The sequence below is a fragment of the Agriterribacter sp. genome (genome assembly GCF_035444585.1).
GTDB lineage: Bacteria > Bacteroidota > Bacteroidia > Chitinophagales > Chitinophagaceae > Agriterribacter.
On the sequence record NZ_DAOMOZ010000278.1, the window covers coordinates 1 to 5,474 of the forward strand.

Sequence of the window (5,474 nt, forward strand, 5' to 3'; positions counted from 1 at the left end):
AATTGCAGGATATCATTAATATCCTGGGTATGGATGAGCTGAGCGAGGAAGATAAGATGACGGTATTCCGTGCACGTAAGGTACAGCGTTTCCTGTCGCAGCCCTTCCATGTGGCAGAGCAGTTTACGGGCTTAAAGGGCGTATTTGTGAGCATTGAAGATACCATCCGCGGCTTTAACATGATCATGGACGGCGAAGTGGATGAATACCCCGAAGCAGCGTTTAACCTGGTAGGCACCATAGAAGATGCGGTAGAAAAGGGTAAGAAACTGATAGCCGCCGCTAAAGGATAATATCAAAATACTATTCAATGGAATTAGAAATATTAACCCCCGAGCGCAAATTGTTCAGCGGAGCAGTGTACGGGGTGCAATTGCCCGGCATTACCGGGTCGTTTGAAATTTTGGATAAACACGCTCCTTTGGTAAGCGCTTTGGGAAGTGGTAAACTAAAAGTGTTGAAAGATAAAACAGGTACAGCCATCCTGTACACTATCAATGGCGGGTTTGCCGAAGTGCTCAACAATAAAGTAGCTGTGCTGGTGGAAGGCGCTGTTGAAATTTAATTCTGGTATACCCTTCAATATTTAACCCGGTAAGCGCCTTCGTTTACCGGGTTTTATTTTTAGGGGCAAGCAAAAAAGAAAGAAAGAGAATAGTCTCATTTTGAAATGAACAATCAATTACCTGTTAACTTTAGCACGGGATACATTTTATATTTAGTACTTCTACAACAATTCTAAAATTCTATATGTCAAAAACCCATCAATACCATACCCAACTGGTGTGGACAGGCAACACAGGCGAAGGCACCCGTGCATACAGTTCGTATGAACGCAGCCATACGCTTTCCGCGGAGAACAAGCCTGTTATACCCGGCTCGTCCGACCCTCATTTCCGCGGCGACAGTTCCAGGTATAACCCCGAAGAATTACTGGTGGCATCCCTGTCTTCCTGCCATATGCTTTGGTTTTTGCACATCTGCGCTGCACAGGGCATTGTAGTAACCGCTTATGAAGATGCAGCGGCCGGTTTTATGCAGGAGGATGCAGACGGCGGCGGCCGGTTCACATCAGTAGTGCTGCATCCCAGGGTGTGGGTGAAGGGAGATGAACATGTTATCCAAAAAGCGAATGCGTTGCATACGGAAGCGCATAAAAAATGTTTTATCGCCAGCTCCTGCAACTTCCCGGTAAGGCATGAGCCGGTTTGCTTTGCTGCGGAATGAGGCAACAGGAACCAAACAATAAGAACCAGATAATAAGAACCAAATGACAAGAACCAAATCACAGGAACCAAACCCGTGCGCCTGGCGGATCACAAGACAAATAAAACCTGTTGCCCGGCAGATGTAAATATTAAATTCGAAGGAAGAAGCTTGAAATCCGAAGGGACGGCATTGTTGTTAGAAGTCGTACCCCATTTAACCGGGATGCAAGCTGCTATTACCGCCTTTTTTGAACAACACCCTTTCAACATCCGCTATCTTACCCGCCCCGGGTTATTGGCTATAAAATTTTCCCAGCTGCTTTTTGTTTTCCGTTCTGCTTTGGATTGCTTATCCTGCATTGGCGAGGTCATTTGAAACTGGTGACAAACTGCTACTGCCACCGCATCCGAAGCATCAAAAGCGGGTGAAGCGGGCGGCAGGTTGGCGATCCGCTGCAGCATTTTCCATACCTGCTCTTTATCGGCATTGCCATTTCCGGTAATGGACTGTTTTATCTTCCTGGGGGAGTATTCTGTTACGGGTATGCCCGCCTGCATCGCAACGGCAATAGCAACGCCCTGTGCCCGTCCCAGCTTGAGCATGCTTTGTACATTTTTACCGAAAAAGGGAGCTTCAATGGCAAAGTGATGGGGATGAAAAGTGCTGATGATCGTTATTATTCTTTGTTGTATAATGTGCAATCTTTCGTAATGATCCTTTTTTGCCGACAGTTTTATGGCATCCATCTCCAATAATTCTATGTCCCTGCCGTTTACAGCAATAACCCCGTACCCCATTGCAAGGGTACCGGGGTCAACGCCTAAAATGATCTGGCTGTTTTGCAAAATGAACTGCTTTAAAAAATGATCGTACAAAACAAAAGTATCAAAATATTCCTCAACCGGGTAATTGGCCCCGCGTTGTTTGTAATACTCAGCTACAGCATATACCGGCAATTGCTGCAGCAGCCCGATCTTCACCGGTCTTTGCAGCACATCAAAGAGGCCATATATGGTCCTCAGGCCTGGAAATGCTGGCTGGCTGTTGGGCTTATGTTCCTTAACTGGCTCATTGAGGCTGGCAAATGGAAGCTGCTTTTGCATTCCCTGGAAGCGGTTTCGCTTAAGCAGGCTTTAAGAGCTGTGCTGGGCGGACTGGCTATTGGCGTTAATACGCCCAACCGCATAGGCGAGTACAGCGGGCGGGCATTATACGTAAGCGAGGGAAAGCGCATGCGCTCGGTATCCCTTGCCGTTGTTTGCAGCTTCAGCCAGCTGCTCGTTACTTTATTTTTCGGCAGCCTGGGACTTCTTTTCATTGAGCAGAGTGTTACCGGCTGGTACGGATTAGCGCAGGCGGGCATATGTGCAATGACCCTGCTTTGCACCTGCCTGTATTTTCGGTTAGGCTGGATAGTGAGTACTGCCCGGAAAATAAAACTGCCCGCAAAATGGTTCCGGCATTTTATGATTTTGCGTACAGTGAGTGTTACAATTTTGTTAAGAGTGTTGTCGCTGTCGGCATTGCGTTATCTTGTATTCCTTTTCCAGTACATATTGCTGCTGGACGTGATGCATGTGCATGCTGGATGGTGGAACGCGTTCTGGTTAATAAGTGTATTATATCTTATATTAGCATTTGTTCCTACGGTGGCTTTGCTTGAACTGGGGGTAAGAGGTAAAGCAGGCATTTTGCTCTTTCAAACTTTCAGCGCAAATACAGTGGGCATCTATGCAGCGTCTGCCGGCATCTGGTTTGTCAACCTTGTATTACCGGCTTTGGCAGGTGGTTTGCTTGCCATAAAACATAAAATATTTAAAATTGAGCAATGAGGCGAAAAATCATTAGTACCCTTTTACTGGTATTGATCAGCGTGCAGCTTAGCGCTGATAGTGATTTTTGCGGGATCAGGAATACGAGTTTTTCTTCCGGCGAAAGCATAACCCTTAAGGTATTTTACAATGTGGTGGGCCTGTATGTTGATGCAGGCACGGCAACTTTTCACACGCAACTGGAAAACTATAATGGCAAGCCGGTGTACCATGCGGTAGGCGAGGGAAGGTCCAATTCTTCTTATGACTGGATATTTAAAGTGCGCGACCGGTATGAAACCTATATGGATACTGCAACGCTCAAGCCTTACCGTTTTATACGGAACGTACACGAAGGAAATTATAAAAAATATGAAAATGCCATCTTCAACCACGAAGCAAAAAGCGTGGTTACCACAAGAGGCGTTTTTAAAACGCCGGATTGTGTACAGGATATCATAAGTGCAGTATATTATGCCCGCAACATTGACTTTTCAAAATACAAGCCAAACGATAAGATCAACCTGAGCGTGTTTCTTGATGATGAAATGCATGATATTTATATCCGCTACATCGGAAAGGAAACCATCAAAACCCGTTACGGAAAATTCAGGGCCATCAAGTTCAAGCCTTTTCTGATCAAGGGAACTGTATTTGAAGGCGGTGAAAAAATGACGGTGTGGGTAAGCGATGATGCCAACCACCTTCCCCTGCGTATTGAAAGCCCTATTGTAGTGGGCAATATAAAAGCCGATATGATGGGCTACCGCAATTTGCGCTATCCTTTGACTTCGATGATCAGGTTCAGGTAGGGGAATGGTGAGTTGTGAATGGTGAATGTGCTGAAACGAATACTGGAATTGATCGTGAAACGGGAGAAGTGAGATGTGAGCCCCTGAACCTTCTAACCTGTAACCTGCAACCTGCAACACCCCCACTATAAACTTTCATTCGCACGCAGACTGATCATCCTTAACAAAATAGCTTTTATAATGCTTTGATTTAGGATCCATGCAACCTTCCAGGTTCAGCAGCTCCACTTTACGGAAATCAATTTCCTGCCCTTCGCTTTGCAGCGCTATAAACCCCGAAGACAATAATTTCCCGTCTATTTTAATTTTTGGGTCATAATTGTTGGCCACACCACCGCCAATTTGCGGTTTGAAATATTGTAGTACCGTATCGCCGTTTATAATATGCGTGATCATAGAATCGCCCAGCACAATCGCTTCAGCCCTCACCCATTGTTCCCCTTCATAGGTTTGTGATGAAGAATTGATGCAATGCCTCGGGTCTGTTTTGCCGTTGTATACCACATCCGTTCCCGGCGAGCACATATTACCCGTAGGACGCGGCTTGCCGTCGCCAAGCCCGGCCAGGAACTGCATTTCAACCGATATGGGCCAGTCCTGCTCACGCGGCATGGTTCGCGGATCCTGTGAGTGAAGCATTACGCCGCTGTTCTTTAAAGTGTATTCCGGAGCATCTTTACGCCAGATACCCGTAAACCGGTATTCCACTACCAGGTGATAATACGAGAAAGGCTGCTTGAAATACAAATGACCGTAGCGGTTATTGAAGCTGTCGTACCGGTCGTAGCGTACTTTGATCAACCCGTCTTCCACACGAAACGTATTGCCGTAATTATCGCCCGTTTCATGGTGATGGATCTTTACGATCCAGTCATTGATGTCTCTGCCATTGAACAACGGGATCCATTCCTCTTTTGCCGCGTTGCTTGCATTCTTTTGAACAGTGCAGGCATTGCACAGGAAAATGGTTGCCAGGAGTGGTCCGTAAATGATTTTTTTCATATTGATTTTTATAGAGATCAGGGATTGCTTTAAAACGGTTTATGCAGATACCGGCTATATATTTTTATATCAGCTTCGTTGCGTCGCAATCACTTCATCTGCTGTGCAAATGGCGTCTTTGTTTATGCAACGGGAAATCATATACGTTAACACAAAATCCTATTTCTTCCCCGGCCCATACAATGCTTCCCCGTTCCTTATGCCCGTGTGTTTTTCCTGGTCAACGGTTATCATTCCATTTACAATTACATACTTAAATCCTTTGGAATAAGCATGCGGCTTTTCAAAGGTGGCCATATCCTGCACCGCATGTTCATCAAAAATAACCACATCGGCAAACATGCCTTCTTTAATAAGTCCCCGGCCCTGCAGTTGAAATTTTTGAGCGGGCAATGAAGTCATCCGGCGTATGGCTTCCTCTAATGAAATGATTTTTTCTTCCCGTACATATTTCGCCAGTACCCTTGCGTTGGTCCCGTAACCCCGGGGATGCGGCATGCCTTCTCCACGGATGCGGATGGAAGCATCGCTGGCGAACATGCCGAAAGGATACTGCATGATGCGCTGCACATCTTCCTCGCCCATACCATGAAATACGGCTCCCGCGCCGCCGTTGAGCATGATGTCAATAACGGTTTCC

General features: G+C 46.1%; 8 protein-coding genes. 5 read left to right on the forward strand and 3 right to left on the reverse strand.

Annotated elements, in window-relative coordinates:
* The 3 genes from PLH26_RS19850 to PLH26_RS19860 form a co-directional block, all read left to right on the forward strand.
* Positions 1 to 293, forward strand: a 293-nt coding sequence (locus PLH26_RS19850) for an ATP synthase beta subunit C-terminal domain-containing protein (protein ID WP_502876425.1), incomplete at its 5' end; no start/stop codon positions are given.
* A gap of 17 nt (positions 294 to 310) precedes the next feature.
* Positions 311 to 565, forward strand: coding sequence for an ATP synthase F1 subunit epsilon (gene atpC / locus PLH26_RS19855; protein WP_324587763.1), 255 nt, complete (start codon positions 311 to 313; stop codon positions 563 to 565).
* Between the two features lie 185 nt (positions 566 to 750).
* Positions 751 to 1,227 carry an OsmC family protein gene (locus PLH26_RS19860; RefSeq protein WP_324587764.1) on the forward strand — a complete coding sequence of 159 codons (477 nt, stop codon included), beginning with the start codon at positions 751 to 753 and terminating at the stop codon, positions 1,225 to 1,227.
* Positions 1,228 to 1,481: 254 nt separating this feature from the next.
* Here PLH26_RS19860 and ruvC read toward each other — a convergent pair whose 3' ends face one another.
* Positions 1,482 to 2,084, reverse strand: a complete 603-nt coding sequence (gene ruvC / locus PLH26_RS19865) for a crossover junction endodeoxyribonuclease RuvC (protein ID WP_324587765.1) — start codon at positions 2,082 to 2,084, stop codon at positions 1,482 to 1,484.
* Here ruvC and PLH26_RS19870 point away from each other — a divergent pair.
* Complete coding sequence (locus PLH26_RS19870; RefSeq protein ID WP_324587766.1) at positions 2,073 to 3,041, forward strand: lysylphosphatidylglycerol synthase domain-containing protein; 969 nt, start codon at positions 2,073 to 2,075, stop codon at positions 3,039 to 3,041. The two genes, ruvC and PLH26_RS19870, sit on opposite strands and share 12 nt — an antisense overlap.
* Complete coding sequence (locus PLH26_RS19875) at positions 3,038 to 3,832, forward strand: DUF3108 domain-containing protein (RefSeq protein ID WP_324587767.1); 795 nt, start codon at positions 3,038 to 3,040, stop codon at positions 3,830 to 3,832. The genes PLH26_RS19870 and PLH26_RS19875 overlap by 4 nt, the downstream gene beginning before the upstream one ends.
* 135 nt (positions 3,833 to 3,967) lie before the next feature.
* Here PLH26_RS19875 and PLH26_RS19880 read toward each other — a convergent pair whose 3' ends face one another.
* Together PLH26_RS19880 and PLH26_RS19885 are read right to left on the reverse strand one after the other, a co-directional pair.
* Complete coding sequence (locus tag PLH26_RS19880; protein ID WP_324587768.1) at positions 3,968 to 4,834, reverse strand: 3-keto-disaccharide hydrolase; 867 nt, start codon at positions 4,832 to 4,834, stop codon at positions 3,968 to 3,970.
* A gap of 159 nt (positions 4,835 to 4,993) precedes the next feature.
* A partial coding sequence (locus tag PLH26_RS19885; protein WP_324587769.1) for an amidohydrolase family protein occupies positions 4,994 to 5,474 on the reverse strand: 481 nt, incomplete at its 5' end.

Excerpts from the sequence above, each read along its gene's own strand:
- atpC (WP_324587763.1), top strand. The coding sequence starts at position 311 with ATGGAATTAGAAATATTAACCCCCGAGCGCAAATTGTTCAGCGGAGCA.
- PLH26_RS19860 (WP_324587764.1), top strand. The coding sequence starts at position 751 with ATGTCAAAAACCCATCAATACCATACCCAACTGGTGTGGACAGGCAAC.
- PLH26_RS19870 (WP_324587766.1), top strand. The coding sequence starts at position 2,073 with ATGATCGTACAAAACAAAAGTATCAAAATATTCCTCAACCGGGTAATT.
- PLH26_RS19875 (WP_324587767.1), top strand. The coding sequence starts at position 3,038 with ATGAGGCGAAAAATCATTAGTACCCTTTTACTGGTATTGATCAGCGTG.
- PLH26_RS19880 (WP_324587768.1), bottom strand. The coding sequence starts at position 4,834 with ATGAAAAAAATCATTTACGGACCACTCCTGGCAACCATTTTCCTGTGC.